Source organism: Neobacillus sp. NRS-1170, assembly GCF_050468025.1.
Map to the genome: position 1 here is coordinate 101625 of NZ_JBITPF010000066.1, position 21997 is coordinate 123621.

Here is a 21997-nt window from a genome sequence, read left to right on the forward strand (position 1 = left end):
TAATTAACTCATTTCAGCGTATTTCTTCTTTTTCGCCATTTTTTCACGTTCATTTTTATCAAGAATCTTCTTCCGAAGTCGGATTGATTCAGGAGTTACTTCGCAATATTCGTCATCATTTAAATACTCTAATGATTCCTCTAATGTCATGATTCGAGGTTTCTTAATGACAGATGTTTGGTCTTTATTAGCAGAACGAACATTCGTTGCTTGTTTCATCTTCGTAATATTGACAGTTAAGTCATTTTCACGAGTGTGCTCTCCGACGATCATGCCTTCGTAAATTTCTGTACCTGGTTCAACGAAAATCGTGCCACGGTCTTCAACCTGCATGATACCATAGGTGGAAGCTTTTCCAGATTCCATGGAAACAAGTACACCTTGATGTCTGCCGCCAACATTCCCTTGAACCATCGGCTGATAGCTATCGAAGGTATGATTAATAATTCCATAACCGCGTGTCATTGTTAAGAACTCTGTAGTATAGCCAATTAAACCTCGAGCAGGAACATTAAAGATCAAGCGAACCTGTCCAGTACCGTTATTTATCATATCAAGCATTTCACCTTTACGGGCACCGATGGATTCCATCACTGCACCGGTATGCTCTTCTGGAACATCGATTTGAACTCTCTCAATCGGTTCGCATCGAACGCCATCAATCTCCTTCACAATTACTTCTGGTTTAGAAACCTGAAGCTCATACCCTTCACGGCGCATATTTTCAATCAAGATAGATAAATGCAGCTCTCCACGGCCTGAGACAATCCAAGCATCCGGTGAATCGGTATTATCAACACGCAAGCTAACATCTGTTTGTAATTGAGCACGAAGTCTTTCCTCAATTTTTCTCGAGGTTAAATACTTACCTTCTCTTCCAGCAAATGGGCTGTTATTAACTACAAAAGTCATTTGAAGTGTCGGTTCATCGATTCTTAAAATCGGTAATGCGTCCTGATGTTCAACAGGACAAACCGTTTCACCAACATTAATATCTTCCATACCGGAAACAGCAATTAAATCTCCAGCTTTTGCTTCTTGAACTTCTTCGCGTTTTAAACCAAAGAAACCAAAAATTTTGGTAACACGGAATTGTTTTACAGATCCGTCTAATTTCATCAATGCAACTTGCTGTCCAACCTTCATTGTTCCACGGAAAACGCGGCCAATTCCAATTCTTCCAACATAGTCATTATAGTCTAGAAGTGCTACCTGGAATTGAAGCGGCTCGTCGCGGTTATCAATCGGTGCTGGGATATGTTCAACAATGGCATCATACAAGGATTGCATGTTTTCGTCTTGTTTGTCTGAATCAGTGCTGGCAGTACCATTTATAGCTGAAGCATAGATAACTGGGAACTCAAGTTGGTCCTCTGTTGCATCAAGCTCGATAAATAAATCAATTACTTCATCGATTACTTCTGCAGGACGCGCAAAATCACGGTCAATTTTATTGACCACAACAATTGGAGTTAAGTTTTGCTCTAATGCTTTCTTAAGAACAAAACGAGTTTGCGGCATACATCCTTCGTAGGCGTCAACCACAAGCAATACCCCATCAACCATTTTCATAATACGCTCAACTTCTCCTCCGAAGTCTGCGTGTCCAGGTGTATCTAAAATATTGATTCGGGTATCTTTATATTGAATCGCCGTATTTTTCGCAAGGATAGTTATTCCGCGCTCTCTTTCCAAATCATTCGAGTCCATCGCACGCTCTTCCACGTGTTCATTCGAACGGAATGTACCTGATTGTTTTAACAATTGGTCAACCAACGTTGTTTTTCCATGGTCAACGTGGGCTATTATCGCAATATTACGAATATCTTCTCTAATTTTCAAAAATTTCCACTCCTGCCTATATTCTATAAAAAATAAAACTATTTATAGTTTCCCATTTACAACTAAAACATTATACCATAATTAAAGTGGAAACCTAATAGCATTTTATGTAGAATGAAAATAAATATAAATTTGAGGGGCAAAAATAATGAAAAACATTAAATGGCCATTACTGATTTATGCGATTTTAGCTGCAGCAAGTATTATGGGGATTGGCGTTGCCATAAGTGAAAAAAGCTTGCTTGGGATTATCGGCTGTATACTGGCAGTGATTGTTATAATGGGACTAGGTTTTTCCACAAAAAAAAGAATGCGCGAAAACGGTAAACTATAAGCAAAGCGCAAGCGCCTTGGTCAGCCCCGACAAGCATAAGACGGTCCCAAAAGGAAGGCGCTTTTTGCCTTCATTTTGGGAGTGGCTTATGACCTCGAGGGGCTAGGCGCTGGAGCTAGACAATTCTCGAAGACGAAATATTTACTTTCTTATCAATTAAAAAAGAAGCCATTTGTTTTGGCTTCTTTTACCATTTTCCATCCTTTAAATATTCCTTCAGTATCGTCTGGTGGAGACCTGCTTTGGCAGCGAAAAGGGAATCCTGGGTTAGAAAATCCAGCTTTTCTCCTCTTAAATTTGTAACAATCCCGCCTAATTCCTCTATTATGACCACTCCAGCAGCATAATCCCATGGCGATAACCTCATGGAAAGGTATGCATCCACTCTTCCCGTAGCCACAAACACCAGTTCAAGGGCAGCTGTCCCATATGACCTTGTTCCTCGGGCAGCCCGTACTAATGGTATCATTAAATTATGATCGATTCGACGATTCTCCATAACCCATGTCGCATTCAAGGCAATAATCGATTCTTGTACGGTCGTTTCCTCTAAGGGAGGAATAGGGATTTCATTTAAATAAGCCCCTTTGCCATTAAATGCATGATATAACTCATTATGGACCACATCATAAATAATCCCAATTTTTCCTATACCGTTTTCATATATACCAAGGGAAATGGCGAAATTCCTTTGCTGATGAATAAAGTTCATCGTTCCATCAATGGGGTCAATGATCCAAACGATACCTTCAAGGCTTGTCAGTTTGTCTCCAAAACCCTCTTCCCCCATGATTTTATCCTCAGGGTAAACCTCTTTTATTTTCGCAATAAAAAATTGTTCAATTTCCTTGTCCATATTCGTGACTAGATCATTGGGGTTTGATTTCGACTGAATATTTAAAGTTTTATCAAAGGAGGAACGGATCCTGTCACCAGCTTCTAATACCCATTCCTTTGCGTTGGCATAAATGCTTTCCCAATTCATGATTCCCCTCCAAAAATAAATGGATTATTTTTCGAAATTCCTATGTAGTAGTAGTATTTATAGCTTAATCAAAATAGTCATGCATATCAACTTTTGTTCCGAATTTTATTATCGCTGCACAATAACAAACGAACTCCCCTCACTGTTTGGAGTTCGTTTTAAATAAGTAGTATTTCAATCTTCATTCTAACTTGTTACCCCTTAGAAATAGATTAATCCCAATTAAAATGCTTTTAATCGTAATAATTCTTGGCGGATTTTTTCTAACTTTTGTTTACATTCCTTCATTTTCTTTTCATTTTTTTCTTCGATTGCCTCAAATAATACAGCTAATTCATAATCCATTTCCAATCTTAACACTGCTGCTCTTTCTTTATCGCTTGCTTTTTTTAATGAAGTATTCATCAATTGTTTCACACTTCTCCTCCCCTTCCGAAGATTTTTTTCAATTTTTCAGATTATTTTTTACTGTATAATATGAGCCAGATTGTTATGTTGCAACAAATATGTGCTTTAACCTAGAAATGCTTCAAATTTCTTGTCTTTTCCCTGATATGCTACAATAAATGACAAATGGCTGGTTGGGGGTAAAAGAAATGGTGGATTTCAAAGGATTTACAAATGAAGATTTTGATGTCTTTTTAATAGATGGTTTAGAGGCTAGAATGGAGGCACTAAAAGAAACTATTCGTCCTAAATTAGAAAAATTAGGAGAATATTTCGCACCAACGTTATCACAAGTAACAGGGGATGAAATGTTTGTCCATGTTGCAAAGCATGCCAGAAGGACAATCAATCCGCCAAAGGACACTTGGGTCGCCTTCGCAAATAATTCCCGCGGTTATAAAATGCTTCCCCATTTTCAAATAGGCTTATGGAACACTCATTTATTCATTTGGTTTGCAGTTATTTATGAAGCTCCACAAAAAGAAGTGATTGGGGCTAGGCTTGCTAAAAAGATAAATAAACTTTTCAAAGAAACTCCTAAAGACTATGTATGGTCAGGTGATCATATGAAACCCGATGTTGTTATACATGGGGACATGACAAAAAAGGATCTGCAATCCTTATTCGACCGTTTTCAAAACATAAAAAAGGCAGAATTATTATGTGGGTATACAATTGGCAGAGAAGCTGTAATCGAAATGGGGTCAGATGGACTATTACAAAAAATTGATGAAGTTTTTAATCAAGTGGCCCCGCTTTATAAAATCGCACAAAACATTAAATAAGAAAAAGCTCCTGAACAAAATTCAGGAGCTTTTCCTATTTACCTCATTAATATACGTTCTCCAGATGGTGCTTCTTTTGCCTTTTTTATAGTACGGTAGGATGAATAACCGCTTATTTCTTCAAATTCTCCACAAAGCGTTTTCTCCTGCGCTTTGCTTGGGACAATCTCTTTAAAACGGCGGTAAATCATCATTACCTCATCGCGTTCAATTCCTTTTTCATAAGCCCTCTCAATTGCTTCAAAAAAGTTAATGACCTCGACGATTTCATCAGTTGTCCAGCTATAATCAATCGGGTATTGGTACTCCATTTCTTCACCTTCTTACTAATCATTCAAGAGTATCATACCTTATTTTCCCCATTTGGTACGAATTTGTTCCGCATCGTTAATCATTATCTCGAAAAGTTCTGCTACTGTTGGTACATCCTTTATAAGGCCCATTACCTGTCCAGCCCATGCAAAGCCTTCATCAACAGTACCCTCATAAATATACCGTTTATTAGCCATTCCACTAATAAAATCTTTTAACTTATCATAATCACCCTTATTTTTTTCAATTTCGAGGATTTTTTCAGTCCAGCTGTTCGCTAGCGCCCGGGCAGGTGCGCCTAAGGTACGTTTAATAACCACCGTATCGGTTTCTGTTCCTTCTACTAGTGCTTGTTTATATACCTCATTTGCATGAATACATTCTTTTGTGGCAATAAACCTTGTTCCCATTTCAATTCCTTCTGCCCCTAAACTTAGTGCTGCCATCAACCCTCTGCCATCACCTATACCCCCGGAAGCAATAACCGGGATAGAAACACTATCAACAACTTGTGGAATTAGCACCATTGTACCGATGTCGTCACGTCCAAGATGCCCTCCGCCTTCCTGCCCCACTACCATGACCGCATCGGCTCCCAGCTCTTCCGCTTTAACCGCTTGTCTCCTTGCTGCCACAAGTACGAGTGTTTTTATAGATGTTCCTTTTAATTGTTCAAAAATAGGCGCTGGATTGCCGCCTGTCATCGAAATGACCGGTACTTCTTCATCAATGGCAACCTTCAGGAAGTCAGAGAATGGTCTGCCATGCTGACCAATGGCAAAATTAACCCCAAACGGATTATTAGTTAATTGCTTTACCTTCCTTATTTCTTCCCTAAGCTGCTCTGGATTAGCTAAAGACATCCCGGTGATTTGACCAAGTCCCCCAGCATTTGAAACCGCTGCTGCTAAATCGGAATACGCTAAGTATGCAAGTCCCCCTTGAATAATGGGATAGCGAATGTTAAGTATATCTGTAACCCTTGTTTGCCACTTCAATTTAATTTCCTCCTAAAAATTTTCATTCTTTCTTATTTCGTTATAAAAGGGTAATTTTCCTGTTAAAAAGGAAAACTAAAACAAATAAACCTATGCAAGGTAAACGATTAGTGCTATAATGCTTTTGTTTTATGTTTATAAAATGATAAAATGAGTATTTTTTTCATAAAGAGGTGTGGTTATAAATTGTCGCAAAATCAAACACCGTTATTTAGCGGGTTATTAGAGCATGCAAAAAGAAATCCAATACAATTCCATATTCCTGGCCATAAAAAAGGGGCTGGAATTGATCCAGAATTTCGAAATTTTATCGGTGACAATGCACTGTCTATTGACTTAATTAATATAGGACCGCTTGATGATTTGCATTCACCAAAGGGGATGATCAAAGAAGCTCAGAATTTAGCAGCTGAGGCCTTTGGGGCAGATCATACTTTTTTCTCAGTACAAGGTACAAGCGGGGCCATCATGACCATGGTTATGGCCGTATGTGGTCCAGGTGAAAAAATTATCGTTCCTAGAAACGTCCATAAATCCGTCATGTCTGCAATCGTTTTTTCTGGGGCTATTCCAGTATTTATACATCCAGAAATCGACATAGAACTAGGTATCTCCCATGGAATAACAACTGAGTCTGTTGAAAGAGCTCTCGAGCAGCACCCTGATGCAAAAGGGGTTCTCGTTATAAATCCGACCTACTTCGGCATTTCTGCTGATTTAAAGAAAATAGTTGAGATTGCCCATTCTTATGATGTTCCTGTCCTTGTTGATGAAGCACATGGCGTCCATATTCATTTTCATGATGAACTGCCGCTTTCCGCTATGCAGGCTGGCGCGGATATGGCAGCCACTAGTGTCCATAAACTGGGCGGCTCACTGACTCAAAGCTCCATCTTGAATGTAAAAGAAGGTCTAGTTTCAGTTAAACATGTTCAATCCATTTTAAGTATGCTGACAACAACCTCAACATCCTATCTATTGCTTGCTTCACTTGACGTGGCACGAAAGCAGTTAGCAACAAAAGGAAAAGAATTAATTGATAAGACAATTAGTCTAGCCCAGTCGATACGAAAAAGCATTAACGAAATTGACCATATATATTGCGTCGGCGAAGAAATATTGGGTTCAAAAGCCACCTATGATTATGATCCGACTAAGTTGATTATTTCTGTAAAGGATTTAGGTTTAACGGGTTTTGATGTTGAAAAATGGCTTAGAGAAAAACATAACATTGAAGTTGAATTATCAGACCTATATAATATCCTTTGCATCATTACATTAGGGGACACCGAGTACGAAGCAGATCTTCTAGTTACTGCCTTAAAAGATTTAGCTGAAGAATGCGCACACCGTGCTGAAAAAGTAGAACCGCTAGAAGTCCTGCTGCCTGAGATCCCTGTGCTTGCTTTAACACCAAGAGATGCCTTTTATGCGGATACTGAAGTGATTCCATTTGCAGAATCAGAAGGAAGAATCATTGCGGAATTTGTTATGGTCTACCCACCTGGTATCCCAATTTTTATTCCTGGTGAAATAATTACAGAAGAAAACCTTTATTATATCAAGAAAAACCTAGAAGTTGGCCTGCCTGTTCAGGGACCAGAAGACGATGAACTAAAAACGATTCACGTAATAAAAGAATATAAAGCCATAAAATAAAAAGACAGGATTCCAAATACGGAATCCTGTTTTAATTTTATAAGGACAATTATTTATACTTCTTCGTGGCTGTGCTGGTCTTCGCAGCAATTGCACTTAGAATAAAGCACTGTTACTTTTTCATCTTCAAAATGATCAATAGTAGAGTTACAAGTTTGGCATACTAGAGTACCCATCTTTTCAATCCCCTTTTCATTAATTGAATAATTAACATTTTGAAAGCGTTTAAATATCCCTTAAGACAATAATAATATATCACATTTAAATTTTCAAGCCCAAATTGTATGTCACATTTAAAAAAATAAACATAAAAAAGACCCCTAGAGGCCTTTTTTATTTCTTTATTCATACTGGGTGATGAAAGGAATAGCCGGTAATGCTTCACTAAAAAATTCAGCCAAATCAGTCGCTTGTTGTTTGTCAGGGATACGGAATACGGTTTGAAGGTAATCAATATCTTCAATATCTTTGGGGTCGAGGAGAGTTGAACGGCCAGTTTGCATGCAGATGACCAGAGGTTTTCCGAAAAACATATTTGTGTAAATAATGCCAAAGTCGTAGCGGGTATGTTCTGTTGTAAAGCCGATAAACCTCACTTTTGCATTTTCGTGCTCATCATAGAGCTTGTCAAATAACTCCATTTGACTCCTCCTTTTTCTTAGAATATTTAGAATATTATTATAATTTATTTTTGGTAAATTGACAAGAATTCTTGACATTTTATTTGTAAGTGTTGTCATCACTTTTTGTTCAGTGCTAGAATAGAAGGGCATATATTAACGGACTAGTGAGGGGGAATGATGATGGCTGAAAATGCATTTATTAAACTTGTGCCTTCATCTGCGAAACAAACTATATCTATTGAAGAGGTAAAGGAATTATTTCATTTTTATAAAGACATTACAGCTAAAACAGGGGATCAACTAAACTGGCAATATGGCGAATCTGCTTTCCCATATGAAATAAAGGAAACCGAAGAAGGGAAAGGCTTCTGGTTTTATTTACATTCTGACAATGACCGTTACAAGGCTATTTTATTGGGTATCGACAAGGAAACCATTCGAGAGGAAAATGGGCAAGAACGAGAACAATCTTACATACAAGTGACTCTGCCTGAACAATCCACCTTCGGAGATAAAGGGAAGGCTAATGAATTTTGTAAATTCCTTGCAAAAAAGCTTCAAGGTGAACTGCATCTTTTTAATGAAAGAATCATGTATTATTATCCTAGGAAATAAACTATGAAAGCTCCATTATGGGGGCTTTTTTTAATGGATAAAAAGAGCCATTGTATAGTGAATGGAAGTATAAATGACTAAGCTTAAGGTTGTAATGAAGAGCGTTTTCCGTGCTGATCTTGTTACTTGATTGCCAATTAAATATGCTAAATAAAAAAATATAAAGAACATTATAACCTTATAAATTAATTGATCATGTTTTGATAACCATTCAATAAAGGTATATCCACTCCAAATGATAAATTGCAGCATCATGACAATATAGACCCTCACATTTATCACCACACCAAATGCATTTATCTATATATTTATTCGCTAAAAAAAAATAAAGTCCTTTCCTTTATGACAAGGAGAAGGACTTTATTTATACTTTTACTTCATAATATGGATTGGGCTTCCAAGTGCAACCTCAGCTGCTTCCATTGTTATTTCACCAAGTGTAGGATGCGCATGAATGGTCATTGCAAGGTCTTCAGCAGTCATTCCTGCTTCAATTGCCAGACCAAGCTCGGCAATCATATCTGACGCACTTGCACCAGCAATTTGTGCACCAATGACAAGGCCGTCTTCTTTACGTGTAATTAATTTTAAGAAACCATCACTGCTATCGAGTGATAAAGCACGTCCGTTTGCCGCAAATGGGAATTTTGCCGCAATCACTTCAATGCCTTCTTCTTTAGCCTGTGATTCAGTGTATCCTACTGAAGCCAATTCAGGATCAGAGAAAACAACTGCTGGAATTCCTAAGTAATCAATTTCAGAAGGGTGACCGGCAATCGCTTCAGCCGCAATTTTTGCTTCATATGATGCCTTATGTGCTAGTTGAGGTCCGGCAACAACATCACCAATCGCATAGATATTACTAATATTAGTACGGCATTGCTTGTCAATTTCAATAAGGCCGCGGTCAGATAATTGTACACCAACTTGTTCAAGTCCCATTTCATCTGTGTTAGGACGTCGCCCAACCATGACAAATACATAATCAGCTTCAATTTTCTTTTCTTCACCTTTTGTTTCAAAAGTGACAACCACACCAGTTTCAGTTTCTTCTACACCCTTGGCTAACGCTTTCGTATAGAATTCTGCACCCTTTTTCTTCATGGTGCGCTTAACAAGTGCTGCCATTTGCTTATCAAATGTGCCGAGACCTAGAATTTCTTCAGCACCTTCTAATACTGTTACTTGACTGCCAAAGTTTGCATAGGCTCCACCAAGTTCGATTCCAATGACACCGCCGCCAATGACAACGATTTTTTCTGGAATTTCATTTAAATTTAAAGCACCCGTTGAGTTAAGAATACGTTTTGAATATTTAAATGCTGGCAGCTCAATAGGACGGGAACCAGTTGCAATAATCGCATTCTTAAAGGTATATGTTTGAGCTGAATCTTCATTAATTACCCGTAGTGTATTGGCATCAACAAAATACGCTTCACCACGGACAATGTCAGCCTTATTACCTTTTAATAGTCCTTCTACACCGCCAGTTAACTTTTTCACGATTCCTGCTTTAAATTCTTGAACCTTTGAAAAGTCAACCTTAACATTTTCAGCAGTTATTCCAAAGCCTTCTGAATGTTTGGCTGTTTCATAACGGTGTCCTGCAGCGATTAATGCTTTAGAAGGAATACATCCTACATTCAGGCATACCCCGCCGACATATTCTTTCTCAACAATCGTTACTTTTTGTCCCAGTTGAGCAGCACGAATGGCTGCGACATATCCCCCTGGGCCTGCTCCGATGACTATAGTATCTGTTTCAATTGGGAAATCTCCAACTACCATTTATTACGCCTCCATTAATAATAGTTCTGGATCGTTCAACAATCGTTTGATGTGATTTAGAGCACTTTGTGCTGTAGCACCGTCAATCATACGGTGGTCAAAGCTTAATGAAAGTGCCAATACAGGTGCAGCAACAATTTCACCATCTCTTACAATCGGCTTTTCAGCAATTCTGCCTACACCAAGGATGGCTACTTCAGGGTGATTGATTACCGGAGTAAACCATTGCCCGCCTGCAGAACCAATATTAGAAATCGTGCATGATGCGCCCTTCATTTCGTTTGGAGCAAGCTTTCCATCTCGCGCTTTTGTTGCCAATTCGTTAATATCATTTGAAATGGAGAAAACTGACTTCCGATCTGCGTCTTTAACGACAGGAACCATCAAGCCCTTTTCTGTATCTGCAGCAATTCCGATATTATAGTAATGCTTATGAATAATCTCGCTTGTTGCATCATCCAGAGATGTATTTAATGCTGGGAATTCACGCAATGCGCTCGTTAAAGCTTTTACGATATATGGTAAGAAAGTCAGCTTGATACCTTTTGCTGCCGCAACTTCTTTGAATTTCTTACGATGTGATACAAGCTTTGTAACATCCACTTCATCCATTAACGTTACGTGTGGAGCAGTATGCTTGGAATTCACCATTGCTTTGGCAATAGCTTTTCGGATTCCGCTCATTTTTTCACGAGTTTCAGGGTATTCTCCCTGTGGAATTGGAGCTGCTGCTTTTGGTGCTTCTGCTGCCTGAGTTTCTGCTTGAACAGGAGCCGCTACGGCAGCTTGTGGTGCTGGTGCTGCTGCTTGTGCGCCGCCAGATAAGAAAGTTTCAATATCTGCTTTCATAATCCGCCCATTTTTTCCTGATCCTGCAACTAAAGCAATGTCCACACCTTTATCACGTGCAAATTTTCGAACAGATGGCATCGCAATAATACGGCGGTTTGGATCTACTTCTACTTGTGGCTGAGCTGGAACTGGTGCCGCAGCAGGAGCAGCTTGAGGTGCAGCTTCAGCCTTTGCTTCTGGCGCAGGCGCCGGTACTGCCGGTGTTTCCGCTGGAGCAGGTGCTTCATCACCATGATCGCCCTTAAATTGTAAGTTTTCATATCCAGGTGCATCAAAAGTTACAAGGACCTGTCCAACAGTTGCTACAGTTCCCTCTCCAACTAATACTTCTAAAACAGTTCCCTCAACAGGCGAAGGAATTTCAACGACTGCTTTATCATTTTGGATTTCACAAAGAACATCATCTTCCTGAACTTTATCACCTGGTTTAATAAACCATTTGACAATTTCCCCTTCGTGAATACCCTCACCAATGTCAGGCATTTTAAATTGAAATGTGGTTGCGGTTGCGCTCACTTGGATTCATCCTCCTATTTTAGTTAGATTTCTGTAGAACAGAATTAGAATGATAAAACTTTTTTCGCTGTCTCAATAACGTCTTTATAATTTGGCAGCCAAACAGATTCTGCTTGAGAGAAAGGATAAATCGTATCTGCTGCAGCAACACGTAATACAGGAGCTTCTAAGCTTAAAATAGCCCGATCATTGATTTCAGCAACCACGTTTGCTGCTACTCCCGCTTGCTTTTGTGCTTCTTGAACCACAATTGCCCGTCCTGTTTTTTCAACCGACGCAATAATTGTGTCAATATCAAGAGGACTAATTGTTCTTAGGTCAATAACTTCGACAGAATGCCCCTCTTTTGCTAATTCATCCGCTGCCTTTAATGATTCATGAACCATTGCTCCGTAAGTAACAATGGATAGATCTGTACCTTCACGCTTTACATCAGCCTTCCCAAGAGGAATTGTATACTCTTCTTCAGGAACCTCTTGACGGAATGCACGATATAATTTTAAATGCTCAAGGAAAATAACTGGGTCATTATCACGAATGGCAGACAACAATAATCCTTTAGCATCATATGGTGTGGATGGAACAACGACTTTTAAACCGGGTGTTTGGGCCATTAAACCTTCTAAACTGTCTGAATGAAGCTCAGGTGTATGAACACCCCCGCCAAATGGAGAACGAACAGTTATTGGCATATTATAGCGGCCGCCTGAACGGTAGCGCATACGAGACATTTGACCGGCAATGGAGTCCATAACTTCAAAAACAAATCCAAAGAATTGAATTTCAGGGACTGGACGGAAGCCTGTCAGCGCCAAACCGATCGCCAATCCTCCAATTCCAGATTCAGCAAGAGGAGTGTCAAATACACGGTCCTCTGTAAATTCTTTTTGCAAGCCTTCAGTTGCACGGAATACACCGCCGTTTACACCAACGTCTTCACCAAAAACCAATGTATTTGGATCATTCCGAAGCTCCGTACGCAGTGCATCGGTTATAGCTTGAATCATTGTCATTTGAGCCATGACTTACTTCGACTCCTTTGCTTTATAGATTTCATATTGCTCTTTCAAGTTATAAGGCATTTCTTCAAACATCATGGACATAAGGTCAGTAACCTTTTGCTTTGGAGCAGCGTCAGCTTTTTTGATTGCTTCTTTAATATCCTCTTTTGCTTGTTCGATTACTTGATTTTCCTTCTCTTCATTCCATAATCCTTTCTTCTCAAGGAACTTACGGAAACGTACTAAAGGATCTTTCTTTTCCCATTCATTATCAAGATCAGCCGTACGATAACGGGTAGGGTCATCACCGGCCATAGTATGTGGACCATAGCGATAAGTTAAAGTTTCGATTAAAGTTGGCCCTTCACCGTTGACAGCACGTTCACGTGCATCACGAACTGCTGCATAGACAGCTAATGGATCCATTCCGTCAACTTGAATGCCAGGGATACCTGCCGCAACCGCTTTTTGAGCAATTGTTTTTGCAGCTGATTGTTTTTCAACTGGAGTCGAAATAGCAAAACGATTATTTTGCACAATAAAAATCGCTGGTGCTTTAAACGCGCCTGCAAAGTTAATTCCTTCATAGAAATCCCCTTGAGAAGCACCGCCGTCACCAGTGTAGGTAATAGCAACAGCTTTCTTGCCACTCTTTTTATATCCTAAGGCAACTCCTGCAGCTTGAATATACTGTGCGCCAATAATAATTTGCGGTGATAGGACATTCACACCCTCAGGAATTTGGTTACCTTGGAAGTGTCCACGTGAGAATAAAAATGCTTGGTATAACGGCAGTCCATGCCAAATTAATTGTGGTACATCACGGTATCCAGGTAATATAAAATCTTCTTTTTCAAGAGCGAATTGAGATGCTAATTGTGATGCTTCCTGCCCTGCGGTTGGTGCATAAAATCCTAGTCTGCCTTGACGGTTTAGAGAAATCGAACGTTGATCAAGGATACGTGTATATACCATGCGGCGCATTAGTTCCTGAAGCTGGTCATCCGTTAGTTCCGGCATTGCCGCTTCGTTAACAACTTCGCCTTCTTCATTTAAAATTTGAAGAGTTTCAAATTGATTTTCGACAGTCTCCAGTGCGTTCTTCGCATTGAGCTCTGCATTCTTAAGTTTTGAAGCCATTTGATCACATCTTCCTTTCTAATCAAAAGATAAAATAAAAATAAAATCCACTAAGTTAGATTACCCAAAAAACACGAATAAAAGCCTGATGTGTATTTGACATCATTTTTTTATTCTCTAATATCTTATTCTGTATCAGTTTTTTATGTAACTATAATAATACAACAACTCAACCCATATTCGAGTTTACACCATTCATATAAACCCGTCAAATCCTTTGCGTAATAATTTTTCACCATCAAGATAATACTAATTACAATCACTCTAATTACCACTGTACTAATATTTCAACTGTATCTGTTATATAAAATTCCACCATTTTCAACCGTGTTATAATATAGAAAAAAATCGGCCCATGGCCGATTTATAGGATGATAATGTTATTTTGTTATTAATTCAGCCTTTTTATAAAAGGTAAGTTTCTTGTCATTATATTGTTCGGTTAGCTTATTAAAACTTTCATTGGCCTCAAAAACTTTTTTATATGAATCATTTAGTTTAACTACCTGTCCTTCTAGATCCTCCAGCTGCAGGTTCTTATTTTTAAACATTTCATATAATTGTTGGTCACTTTTTAACGCCTCAGTATAGGCAGTGTACAGCACATCATGGGCCTGATATCTTTCCATCATAATATCATAAAGTTCATTTGCTAATTTTTTTAGTGACGGATCATCGATCTGTCCTTTTATTTCAGCTATTTTTTTAAATTCTTTTTCAGATTCCTTAATGCTTTTTGTTTCTTGTTCCATATGCTCTTGTCGTTGATTTGCCAGGTCCAGCGCTTCATCTGAAAGCTTAACAATCTCGTCATATTCCTTCATCCCAAGGCCGATTATTTGGTCATATAATCCTTTTTCTTTCTTCTCTAATGTTACTAGTGGTTCTTGCTGCTCTTCAAACACCTTTTCTTTAGCTGCTACATTTTCTAGAGTTTCATACATTTTTTCGAGAGAAGACTTTTTATTATTACATCCTGTTAAAATTACGAACATTGCTAAACAAAATAAAAGTAACCTTTTCTTACTGGTAAAAAACATTAATGAAACCTCCTATCCATAACAATTCCTACTATATCTGTACTTTTTTGGTTTGACAATATAAATGGATGTTTCGGTAAACAATTGTTAACATTTTATACATTGTTTGATAGACTATTGTTACACTTAATTACATTTAGATTCAGGAGTGAATGTTCATGTTAACGATGGAGGATATCATTCGAGATGGCCATCCTACTCTTAGAAAAGTGGCTGCAGAAGTACATATGCCGCCATCAGAAGAGGATGCACAAATTTTAAGAAGCTTATTAGAATACGTTATTAACAGCCAAAATCCCGAAATCGCGTACCAGTATGGCCTGCGGCCAGGAATTGGGTTAGCTGCCCCACAGATTAATGTATCTAAACGGATGCTTGCAGTTCATTTAACGGACGACAAAGGGGTTCTTTACAGTTATGCCTTGTTTAATCCGAAAATAATTAGTCACTCTGTAGAAATGGCTTATTTAACCTCAGGCGAAGGCTGTCTTTCAGTGGACGAACCCATACCAGGTTATGTTCCGAGATATGCGCGAATCACTCTTAAAGGAATAAACCTTGATGGTGAAGAGATAAAGCTTCGTTTAAAAGGACTGCCTGCTATTTGCTTTCAACATGAAATTGATCATTTAAATGGTGTAATGTTCTATGATCATATCGATAAGCAGGAACCGTTAAAAGAAATCCAAGGAGCAATACCAATCGAAAGATAAAGAAACTCGCCACATGGCCAGTCAGGCTGTCGAAAAACTCTTTCGATGGCCTTTTATTTTACCCATTACTTTTAACTACACAGCGTTAATTCATTTATAATATTATTTATATTTAGGTCTTTCAACATGTCTGTTGATTTGCGCTCCAGGCGCTTCGCTTTCCGCGGGCGTGCCGGGGAGCCTCCTCGTCGCTTCGCTCCTGCGGGGTCTCCCCTGCCCCGTACTCCCGCAGGAGTCTTCGCGCCTTCCGCTCCAATCAACAGAGTGTTTTTCAATAAAGAACTTCTAATATTTTTTAATAATATAAATATGTGGTGAATTCAATGGTTTAAGCCAACAGAAACTAGCCAAAGTGAATATGAAATAGTTCCAGATAACGGACGCCATACTGATCCACTTATTCTTTTAAAAATTATCATTATTGGTTATCTTTATTAAAAAGATTGCCACTCATTTTTCGATGCTATTGTGTGTTGCACTTCTTTAAGTTAATTTGCCTCCCTGTTGATTGGAGAGGAGGGCACTCGACTCCTGCGGGATAGAGAGGTCACTGGAGACCCCCCAGCGCCAAAGCGCCGAGGAGGCTCCAGGACCTACCCGCGGAAAGCGAGTGCCCGGAGCGGAAATCAACAGGCCAGATAGCAGAACACAATCAATTAATTAAACATCAGTATAGATTCAGACAAAAAAAACTCGCCACATAGGGGCTGTTGACAATCTAATAGGAATTTTGAAAACCTGTGTAGAATTTTAATCTATACAGGTTTTTTATTGGGGGAATTTCTTATGATGGGTCGTAAAGATGATTATCAAAGTAAAATGGAGTTTATTGACTTAAATACCTTTGTTCCTTCAAATCATATTCTCCGCCAAATTAATGAAAAAATTGATTTTTCTTTTATATATAACAAAATGGAAATGTATTATTCAAAACTTGGCAGGAAATCCATTGATCCTGTGCTTTTGTATAAGATGTTACTCATTGGTTATCTTTTTAATGTTGATTCCGAACGAGAGCTGGAACAAGAGGTTAATTTAAATATTGCTTATCGATGGTTTTTGGGGCTTGACCTAACTGACCCTGTACCTGACCACTCTACATTTAGTCAGAATCGACGTAGAAGATTTAAGGATAGTACAGTTTTCCAAGAAATTTTTGATCATATAGTAAAACTTTGTATGGAGAAAGGATTAGTTACTGGAGAATTCATAGTAACTGATTCTACTCATATCAAAGCTAGTGCTTCAAAGAGTAAAGTTGAAAAAGTAACTGTGGAAAAGACACCATCTCAATATTTAAATACACTTGAATTGGAAGCAAAGAAAATTGAAGAAGAATTAGAGAAAAAAAGGAAAGAAACTGGAACGAAAAAACGGGGACGAAAGCCAAAAGGTCCACCGACTGAAATAATCTCCGTTGTAAAAACGGATCCTGATGCTGGTGTGTTAAGTCGTCCTGGAAAGCCGAATGGTCCCCACTACTTAGCTCACACCAGTATTGATACAAAAATCGGAATTATAGTAGATATTCATCCAACCCCAGGAAACATAAATGATTGTGAGCCCTTCGTTGAAAGATTAAAAGTTATCCAAGACAAATTTGATTTAAATATTAAAAGTGTTGGAGCCGACCGAGGATACGACACAACTCCAATTCATCATGGATTAAAAACTCTTGAAATAACTGGCTATATAAGTCCAATAAAGTATGACACTGCTTTTGATACAACTTCCTACCGTGATTTTATTTATGACAGAGAAACGGATACATATACTTGCCCTAATCAAAAAGAGCTTACCTTTACTCATTTAATGAGTAAGGGAGAACATTATTATAAGACATATTCTGCGAAAACCAAAGACTGCAAAGTCTGCCCTTTTAGAGAAAAATGTTTTGGAAAGACTGCAAGTAGAAGAACCATTTCTCGTCCGATTGCACATGAGTTATTAGAGGAAAATATACAGAGGACAAAAACAAACGAATACAAACTTGTTCAAAAGTTAAGAAGAGTTTGGTGCGAAGGTTCCTTCGGAACCATGAAAATTAAACACAATCTTTATAAAACCAATAAAAGGGGCATTGAAAAAATTCACGAGCAATGTCTCTTTTCCGCGTTGGCATTAAACCTAAAACGGATTATAAAGGTAATGAATTAGTATCAAAAGTTGAAAATAAAGTGGGAGATAAACTAATAAATATTGATTAAATAGACAAAATGGGGAGGGAGCGAAGCTCCTTCCCCGTTTTGTCAACAACCCCACATAGCGAGTTTTTTTTAAATGAGCTGTAATTCTTTTAAACCATTCCAAATACCATCTTTGGCGACATCCGTTGTAATTAAATCGGCATGCTGTTTTGCTTCTGGAACACCATTACCCATTGCCACACCTGTCCCTACTTCCCTCAGCATTTCTAAATCGTTTAAACCATCGCCAAATGCATAGACATCCTTTAGTTCAAACCCTAATTGATCAATCATTTTTTTAATTCCCTCTGCTTTTGATCCGCCTTTTGGCAGGACATCAACAGAATATGGATGCCATCTAATAAAATCAAAATCCGGGAAAGCATCTAAGTATAATTGTTCATCATGGCTCTCACAAAAAAGAAGCGACTGATACAATTTTCGATTCACATAAAAATGCGAATCCTCTTCCGGATGTAAAAAATTTAGGCTTCCCATACTGGTTTCAATAAATGGATGATGTTTTACACTCGACTTCATGGTTTTTTCGGTCATAAATACTAAAGGGTGCTTATTGATCTCTGCTTTTTGATAAAGTTTTTCCATCCCGCTTTCATTCAATGGATTCTCGTATATCGCCTTTTTTTCAAAGACCACATATTGACCATTGAAGCTTACGAAGGAATCTATATCAAGCTCCTCACGCAGCCCTTCGAACATGAATGGAGCCCTTCCTGTAGCAATTGCGACAAAAACTCCATTTTCCTTTAGTAATTGAATGGCATTTTTCGTACTGACCGGAAGCTTCTTTTCATGATCTAGCAAAGTTCCATCAATATCAAAAAAGACAATTTTTTTCATATTCCATATTCTCCTTTAATCAAACACTTATGCGGCATGTGTTACATTTGATTTTTCTTTTGGTTTGATAGAGGCAATATAAACGCCAATAAAAATCACTGCTAAGCCAATGATCATTGATAGATGAATTTCCTCTCTTAAAGCAATTGCTCCCCAAAATAGAGCAGAAATTGGTACCAGATAGGTAACAAGTGAAGCAAATTCAGGGCTTCCTTTTTTAACGAGATAATAAAACAATAGATAGGCTATCCCTGAACCAAGTGCTCCTAAGCCAATAAAAGGGCCCAATGTCTCAGTAGTTATAATAGAGGCAATAGATCTTGGATTCGCAAACAAAACAATAATAAAGCTCATTATAGTGGAAATTAATAGCGTTAAGAATGAAGTTTCCAACACCGTTAATTGGGCTAAATGTTTTTTCGTTAAGTGTGATGCCAACCCATAACAAAATGTGGCACCGGTCATTAGCAAAATACCTGTTAAATTACCTGAATATAGATCACCTAATTTGACATCAGATAAAATAAAAATCCCTATAAAGCCAACGAAAATGCCAAACCATTGACTTTTTCTTAACGTGGAAGAAAACAAGAAAAAACCAATAATCAATGTCCAAATAGGTGTAGTTGCATTAATAATTGAGGCCATACTCGAGGTGAGTTTCGTTTCACTTGAACAAATTAACAACCATGGAAGCACGTTATTAGTTAAGGCAATAAGGACCAGCTTAAACCAAGGCATTTTCTTAAGGTTTATTTTTTTCTTTTTCACGATAATAATAGCAAAAAGCATTATCGTTCCAAAAAGGCAGCGGCCAAGTACTATTGAAATCGGCTCCAAAGAAGTTAATAGCACTTTAATAAATAAAAAGGATGTTCCCCAAATAAGGCTTAATCCAATTAAAGCAGTATATAATTTTCCCATTCCCCTTAATTCCTTTTCCTTTATCTCTTTCATTTATTCCTTTAAAACACTAAACCTTCTCAAAGTAAATGTCAATTTGTTTCAACTTTTGTAATTCCATGTTTAACCATGAAAGAATCAGCATTTTCATCATATAATAATAGTAAAAAAACTATCATTTAAAAAAATTTCAATTATCTGCCATTGCTTGCTTTACTTTGGACAAGGAATGTTTAAAATAAGTATTAAGGAGATGATCCACTATGTTAAAGAAGCTAAGGAAAAAGCTTTTAAAACAGTGGAAAGATTTGCTGCGAAAAAAATCCATTGCCTAAATTTTTTTTGAGCCCTTCTAACTTGCGGAGGGCTCCTTCGTTATTGTAAATTGTAAAAACAGATTCTTTTTTTTACATACTTTTCACATTAGCCCATGCTTTCTAAGAAAATAAATGAAAAAGATGAAAATGTTTTATATAATAGAAAAAGTTATGATTTAGTGAGGAGCGATTTTATTATGCTATTTAAAGTTTACTATCAGGAAAGCATTAAAGAAGTCCCAGTCAGAGAGAAAACAAAAACTCTCTATATTGAGGGAGAGTCCGTACGTGACGTCCGTACAAAAATTGCCGACCGCGGCTATAATGTTGAATTTGTACAAGAAGTTAAAGGCGCCTATTTAGAATATGAAAAACAAAATGAAGACTTTAAAGTATTGGAGATATAATTTATGAAATTTGTAAAAAATGATCAAACTGCTGTTTTTGCCCTGGGAGGTTTAGGGGAAATTGGCAAAAACACATATGCAGTTCAATTCCAGGATGAGATTATTTTAATTGATGCTGGAATCAAATTCCCTGAGGATGAACTATTAGGTATTGATTATGTCATTCCTGATTATACCTATTTAGTTAAAAATGAAGAAAAAATTAAGGGGTTATTCGTTACACACGGACACGAAGACCACATCGGCGGTATTCCTTATTTATTACGTGAAGTCAATATCCCTATTTATGGAGGAAAACTGGCACTCGGTTTAATAAAAAATAAATTAGAAGAGCATGGTTTATTAAGGAATGCCAAATTAATTGAGATAAAAGAAGATGATGTGATTAAGTTCCGAAAAACATCGGTGACATTTTTCCGAACTACCCACAGCATTCCTGACTCCTATGGTATAGTCGTTAAAACTCCTCCGGGTCAAATCGTTCATACGGGGGACTTTAAATTTGATTTTACTCCTGTAGGTGAACCTGCTAATTTGACGAAAATGGCCGAAATTGGAAAAGAAGGTGTACTTTGTCTACTTTCTGACAGTACAAATAGTGAAATTCCGGATTTTACGATGTCGGAACGCAGAGTAGGTGAAAGCATTCACGATATTTTCCGAAAAGTCGATGGCCGAATTATTTTTGCAACGTTTGCTTCGAATATTCATAGGCTGCAGCAAGTTGTAGAGGCAGCTGTGGAAAATGACAGAAAAGTAGCTGTATTTGGTCGAAGCATGGAAGCAGCCATTAATATAGGCCTTGAATTAGGATATGTTAATGCACCAAAAGAAACATTTATTGAAGCCAATCAAATTAATCGCTTACCTGCCGACAAAGTTACAATTCTTTGTACCGGAAGCCAAGGTGAACCAATGGCAGCTCTCTCAAGAATTGCAAATGGCACACACAGACAAATTCAAATAATACCTGGGGATACTGTTGTATTTTCTTCATCACCTATTCCTGGTAACACGATAAGTGTCAGCCGAACAATTAACATGTTGTATAGAGCCGGTGCGGACGTCATTCACGGAAAACTAAGTAATATTCATACCTCTGGACATGGTGGACAAGAAGAACAAAAATTGATGCTGCGACTAATTAAACCTAAATTCTTTATGCCAATCCACGGTGAGTACCGGATGCAGCGCATGCACTCAAAACTTGCAGTGGACTGTGGTGTCGATGAGGAAAATTGCTTTATTATGGACAATGGTGAAGTACTAGCTCTTTCGGAAAATTCAGCGCAGGTAGCTGGGAAAATTCCATCAGGATCTGTCTACATTGACGGCAGTGGTGTAGGGGATATTGGAAATATCGTCTTACGTGACCGTCGAATTCTTTCTGAGGAAGGGTTAGTTGTTGTGGTTGTCAGCATTAATATGAAGGAATTCAAAATTGCTTCTGGACCAGACCTTATTTCACGCGGCTTTGTTTATATGAGAGAATCAGGTGATTTAATCAATGATGCACAAAATTTAATTACAAAGCATTTAAATAAGGTTATGGAGCGAAAGACAAGCCAGTGGTCAGAAATTAAAAATGAAATTACTGATACATTAGCACCTTTCCTTTACGAAAAAACAAAACGCCGTCCAATGATTTTACCTATCATTATGGAAGTTTAATT

Annotated in this window: 23 protein-coding genes; 8 read left to right on the plus strand and 15 right to left on the minus strand. The window is 38.0% G+C overall.

Annotation, left to right across the window (positions count from 1 at the left end; genetic code table 11):
* Positions 1–3 precede the first annotated feature (3 nt).
* Positions 4–1842 carry a translational GTPase TypA gene (typA, locus tag ACIFOT_RS24545; RefSeq protein WP_430069089.1) on the minus strand — a complete coding sequence of 613 codons (1839 nt, stop codon included), beginning with the start codon at positions 1840–1842 and terminating at the stop codon, positions 4–6.
* 148 nt (positions 1843–1990) lie between these two features.
* Here typA and ACIFOT_RS24550 point away from each other — a divergent pair, with 148 nt between their 5' ends.
* The gene (locus ACIFOT_RS24550) at positions 1991–2176 is read left to right on the plus strand and encodes a YlaF family protein (RefSeq protein ID WP_430069091.1); all 186 of its coding nucleotides are present in this window, start codon (positions 1991–1993) and stop codon (positions 2174–2176) included.
* A 187-nt stretch (positions 2177–2363) separates the two neighbouring features.
* On the opposite strand, the gene ACIFOT_RS24555 is transcribed toward ACIFOT_RS24550, so the two are convergent.
* Positions 2364–3164 carry an inositol monophosphatase family protein gene (locus tag ACIFOT_RS24555; RefSeq protein WP_430069322.1) on the minus strand — a complete coding sequence of 267 codons (801 nt, stop codon included), beginning with the start codon at positions 3162–3164 and terminating at the stop codon, positions 2364–2366.
* A 219-nt stretch (positions 3165–3383) separates the two neighbouring features.
* Positions 3384–3578 carry a hypothetical protein gene (locus ACIFOT_RS24560; RefSeq protein ID WP_430069094.1) on the minus strand — a complete coding sequence of 65 codons (195 nt, stop codon included), beginning with the start codon at positions 3576–3578 and terminating at the stop codon, positions 3384–3386.
* A gap of 179 nt (positions 3579–3757) precedes the next feature.
* On the opposite strand from ACIFOT_RS24560, the gene ACIFOT_RS24565 reads away from it, so the two are divergent.
* A complete protein-coding gene (locus ACIFOT_RS24565) occupies positions 3758–4393 on the plus strand; it encodes a YktB family protein (RefSeq protein WP_430069097.1) in 636 nt (211 codons plus the stop codon).
* Positions 4394–4431: 38 nt separating this feature from the next.
* Here ACIFOT_RS24565 and ACIFOT_RS24570 read toward each other — a convergent pair whose 3' ends face one another.
* Together ACIFOT_RS24570 and ACIFOT_RS24575 are read right to left on the minus strand one after the other, a co-directional pair.
* A complete protein-coding gene (locus ACIFOT_RS24570) occupies positions 4432–4704 on the minus strand; it encodes a UPF0223 family protein (RefSeq protein ID WP_430069100.1) in 273 nt (90 codons plus the stop codon).
* A 39-nt stretch (positions 4705–4743) separates the two neighbouring features.
* Positions 4744–5703, minus strand: coding sequence for an NAD(P)H-dependent flavin oxidoreductase (locus ACIFOT_RS24575; RefSeq protein ID WP_430069103.1), 960 nt, complete (start codon positions 5701–5703; stop codon positions 4744–4746).
* 186 nt (positions 5704–5889) lie between these two features.
* On the opposite strand from ACIFOT_RS24575, the gene ACIFOT_RS24580 reads away from it, so the two are divergent.
* Positions 5890–7362 carry an aminotransferase class I/II-fold pyridoxal phosphate-dependent enzyme gene (locus ACIFOT_RS24580; protein WP_430069106.1) on the plus strand — a complete coding sequence of 491 codons (1473 nt, stop codon included), beginning with the start codon at positions 5890–5892 and terminating at the stop codon, positions 7360–7362.
* Between the two features lie 53 nt (positions 7363–7415).
* On the opposite strand, the gene ACIFOT_RS24585 is transcribed toward ACIFOT_RS24580, so the two are convergent.
* Together ACIFOT_RS24585 and ACIFOT_RS24590 are read right to left on the minus strand one after the other, a co-directional pair.
* Positions 7416–7538, minus strand: a complete 123-nt coding sequence (locus ACIFOT_RS24585; protein ID WP_223595202.1) for a GapA-binding peptide SR1P — start codon at positions 7536–7538, stop codon at positions 7416–7418.
* A 165-nt stretch (positions 7539–7703) separates the two neighbouring features.
* Positions 7704–8003, minus strand: a complete 300-nt coding sequence (locus ACIFOT_RS24590) for a DUF3055 domain-containing protein (RefSeq protein ID WP_430069109.1) — start codon at positions 8001–8003, stop codon at positions 7704–7706.
* 162 nt (positions 8004–8165) lie between these two features.
* On the opposite strand from ACIFOT_RS24590, the gene ACIFOT_RS24595 reads away from it, so the two are divergent.
* Positions 8166–8600 carry a DUF1885 family protein gene (locus tag ACIFOT_RS24595; RefSeq protein WP_430069113.1) on the plus strand — a complete coding sequence of 145 codons (435 nt, stop codon included), beginning with the start codon at positions 8166–8168 and terminating at the stop codon, positions 8598–8600.
* Between the two features lie 30 nt (positions 8601–8630).
* On the opposite strand, the gene ACIFOT_RS24600 is transcribed toward ACIFOT_RS24595, so the two are convergent.
* The 6 genes from ACIFOT_RS24600 to ACIFOT_RS24625 all read right to left on the minus strand — a co-directional run bounded on the left by ACIFOT_RS24600 (position 8631) and on the right by ACIFOT_RS24625 (position 14937).
* Positions 8631–8873 carry a hypothetical protein gene (locus ACIFOT_RS24600; RefSeq protein WP_430069116.1) on the minus strand — a complete coding sequence of 81 codons (243 nt, stop codon included), beginning with the start codon at positions 8871–8873 and terminating at the stop codon, positions 8631–8633.
* A gap of 99 nt (positions 8874–8972) precedes the next feature.
* Complete coding sequence (gene lpdA / locus ACIFOT_RS24605) at positions 8973–10388, minus strand: dihydrolipoyl dehydrogenase (RefSeq protein WP_430069119.1); 1416 nt, start codon at positions 10386–10388, stop codon at positions 8973–8975.
* A 3-nt stretch (positions 10389–10391) separates the two neighbouring features.
* Entirely contained in the window at positions 10392–11723 is a 1332-nt protein-coding gene (locus ACIFOT_RS24610; protein ID WP_430069325.1) for a dihydrolipoamide acetyltransferase family protein, read from the minus strand.
* 77 nt (positions 11724–11800) lie between these two features.
* Positions 11801–12778: an alpha-ketoacid dehydrogenase subunit beta gene (locus ACIFOT_RS24615; RefSeq protein WP_430069122.1), complete on the minus strand. Its 978-nt coding sequence runs from the start codon at positions 12776–12778 to the stop codon at positions 11801–11803.
* Between the two features lie 3 nt (positions 12779–12781).
* Positions 12782–13897: a pyruvate dehydrogenase (acetyl-transferring) E1 component subunit alpha gene (pdhA, locus tag ACIFOT_RS24620; RefSeq protein ID WP_430069125.1), complete on the minus strand. Its 1116-nt coding sequence runs from the start codon at positions 13895–13897 to the stop codon at positions 12782–12784.
* Positions 13898–14277: 380 nt separating this feature from the next.
* On the minus strand, positions 14278–14937 hold the full coding sequence (locus ACIFOT_RS24625; protein WP_430069128.1) for a YkyA family protein: 660 nt from the start codon (positions 14935–14937) through the stop codon (positions 14278–14280).
* Positions 14938–15095: 158 nt separating this feature from the next.
* Here ACIFOT_RS24625 and def point away from each other — a divergent pair, with 158 nt between their 5' ends.
* Together def and ACIFOT_RS24635 are read left to right on the plus strand one after the other, a co-directional pair.
* Positions 15096–15650 carry a peptide deformylase gene (gene def, locus ACIFOT_RS24630; protein ID WP_430069131.1) on the plus strand — a complete coding sequence of 185 codons (555 nt, stop codon included), beginning with the start codon at positions 15096–15098 and terminating at the stop codon, positions 15648–15650.
* A 786-nt stretch (positions 15651–16436) separates the two neighbouring features.
* Positions 16437–17807 carry an IS1182 family transposase gene (locus ACIFOT_RS24635; protein ID WP_430069134.1) on the plus strand — a complete coding sequence of 457 codons (1371 nt, stop codon included), beginning with the start codon at positions 16437–16439 and terminating at the stop codon, positions 17805–17807.
* A gap of 119 nt (positions 17808–17926) precedes the next feature.
* Here the strand turns inward: ACIFOT_RS24635 and ACIFOT_RS24640 are convergent, their stop codons facing one another.
* Complete coding sequence (locus tag ACIFOT_RS24640) at positions 17927–18697, minus strand: Cof-type HAD-IIB family hydrolase (protein ID WP_430069136.1); 771 nt, start codon at positions 18695–18697, stop codon at positions 17927–17929.
* Between the two features lie 27 nt (positions 18698–18724).
* Positions 18725–19621, minus strand: a complete 897-nt coding sequence (locus tag ACIFOT_RS24645; RefSeq protein ID WP_430069140.1) for a DMT family transporter — start codon at positions 19619–19621, stop codon at positions 18725–18727.
* Positions 19622–20114: 493 nt separating this feature from the next.
* Here ACIFOT_RS24645 and ACIFOT_RS24650 point away from each other — a divergent pair, with 493 nt between their 5' ends.
* On the plus strand, positions 20115–20324 hold the full coding sequence (locus tag ACIFOT_RS24650) for a DNA-dependent RNA polymerase subunit epsilon (RefSeq protein ID WP_430069143.1): 210 nt from the start codon (positions 20115–20117) through the stop codon (positions 20322–20324).
* Between the two features lie 3 nt (positions 20325–20327).
* Positions 20328–21995 (plus strand): ribonuclease J1, encoded by a 1668-nt coding sequence (rnjA, locus tag ACIFOT_RS24655; RefSeq protein WP_430069147.1) that lies wholly within the window; start codon positions 20328–20330, stop codon positions 21993–21995.
* Positions 21996–21997 lie beyond the last annotated feature (2 nt).

Excerpts from the sequence above, each read along its gene's own strand:
- ACIFOT_RS24550 (WP_430069091.1), top strand. The coding sequence starts at position 1,991 with ATGAAAAACATTAAATGGCCATTACTGATTTATGCGATTTTAGCTGCA.
- ACIFOT_RS24565 (WP_430069097.1), top strand. The coding sequence starts at position 3,758 with ATGGTGGATTTCAAAGGATTTACAAATGAAGATTTTGATGTCTTTTTA.
- ACIFOT_RS24570 (WP_430069100.1), bottom strand. The coding sequence starts at position 4,704 with ATGGAGTACCAATACCCGATTGATTATAGCTGGACAACTGATGAAATC.
- ACIFOT_RS24585 (WP_223595202.1), bottom strand. The coding sequence starts at position 7,538 with ATGGGTACTCTAGTATGCCAAACTTGTAACTCTACTATTGATCATTTT.
- ACIFOT_RS24590 (WP_430069109.1), bottom strand. The coding sequence starts at position 8,003 with ATGGAGTTATTTGACAAGCTCTATGATGAGCACGAAAATGCAAAAGTG.
- ACIFOT_RS24595 (WP_430069113.1), top strand. The coding sequence starts at position 8,166 with ATGGCTGAAAATGCATTTATTAAACTTGTGCCTTCATCTGCGAAACAA.
- lpdA (WP_430069119.1), bottom strand. The coding sequence starts at position 10,388 with ATGGTAGTTGGAGATTTCCCAATTGAAACAGATACTATAGTCATCGGA.
- ACIFOT_RS24610 (WP_430069325.1), bottom strand. The coding sequence starts at position 11,723 with ATGCCTGACATTGGTGAGGGTATTCACGAAGGGGAAATTGTCAAATGG.
- ACIFOT_RS24615 (WP_430069122.1), bottom strand. The coding sequence starts at position 12,778 with ATGGCTCAAATGACAATGATTCAAGCTATAACCGATGCACTGCGTACG.
- pdhA (WP_430069125.1), bottom strand. The coding sequence starts at position 13,897 with ATGGCTTCAAAACTTAAGAATGCAGAGCTCAATGCGAAGAACGCACTG.
- ACIFOT_RS24625 (WP_430069128.1), bottom strand. The coding sequence starts at position 14,937 with ATGTTTTTTACCAGTAAGAAAAGGTTACTTTTATTTTGTTTAGCAATG.
- def (WP_430069131.1), top strand. The coding sequence starts at position 15,096 with ATGTTAACGATGGAGGATATCATTCGAGATGGCCATCCTACTCTTAGA.
- ACIFOT_RS24635 (WP_430069134.1), top strand. The coding sequence starts at position 16,437 with ATGATGGGTCGTAAAGATGATTATCAAAGTAAAATGGAGTTTATTGAC.
- ACIFOT_RS24640 (WP_430069136.1), bottom strand. The coding sequence starts at position 18,697 with ATGAAAAAAATTGTCTTTTTTGATATTGATGGAACTTTGCTAGATCAT.
- ACIFOT_RS24645 (WP_430069140.1), bottom strand. The coding sequence starts at position 19,621 with ATGGGAAAATTATATACTGCTTTAATTGGATTAAGCCTTATTTGGGGA.
- ACIFOT_RS24650 (WP_430069143.1), top strand. The coding sequence starts at position 20,115 with ATGCTATTTAAAGTTTACTATCAGGAAAGCATTAAAGAAGTCCCAGTC.
- rnjA (WP_430069147.1), top strand. The coding sequence starts at position 20,328 with ATGAAATTTGTAAAAAATGATCAAACTGCTGTTTTTGCCCTGGGAGGT.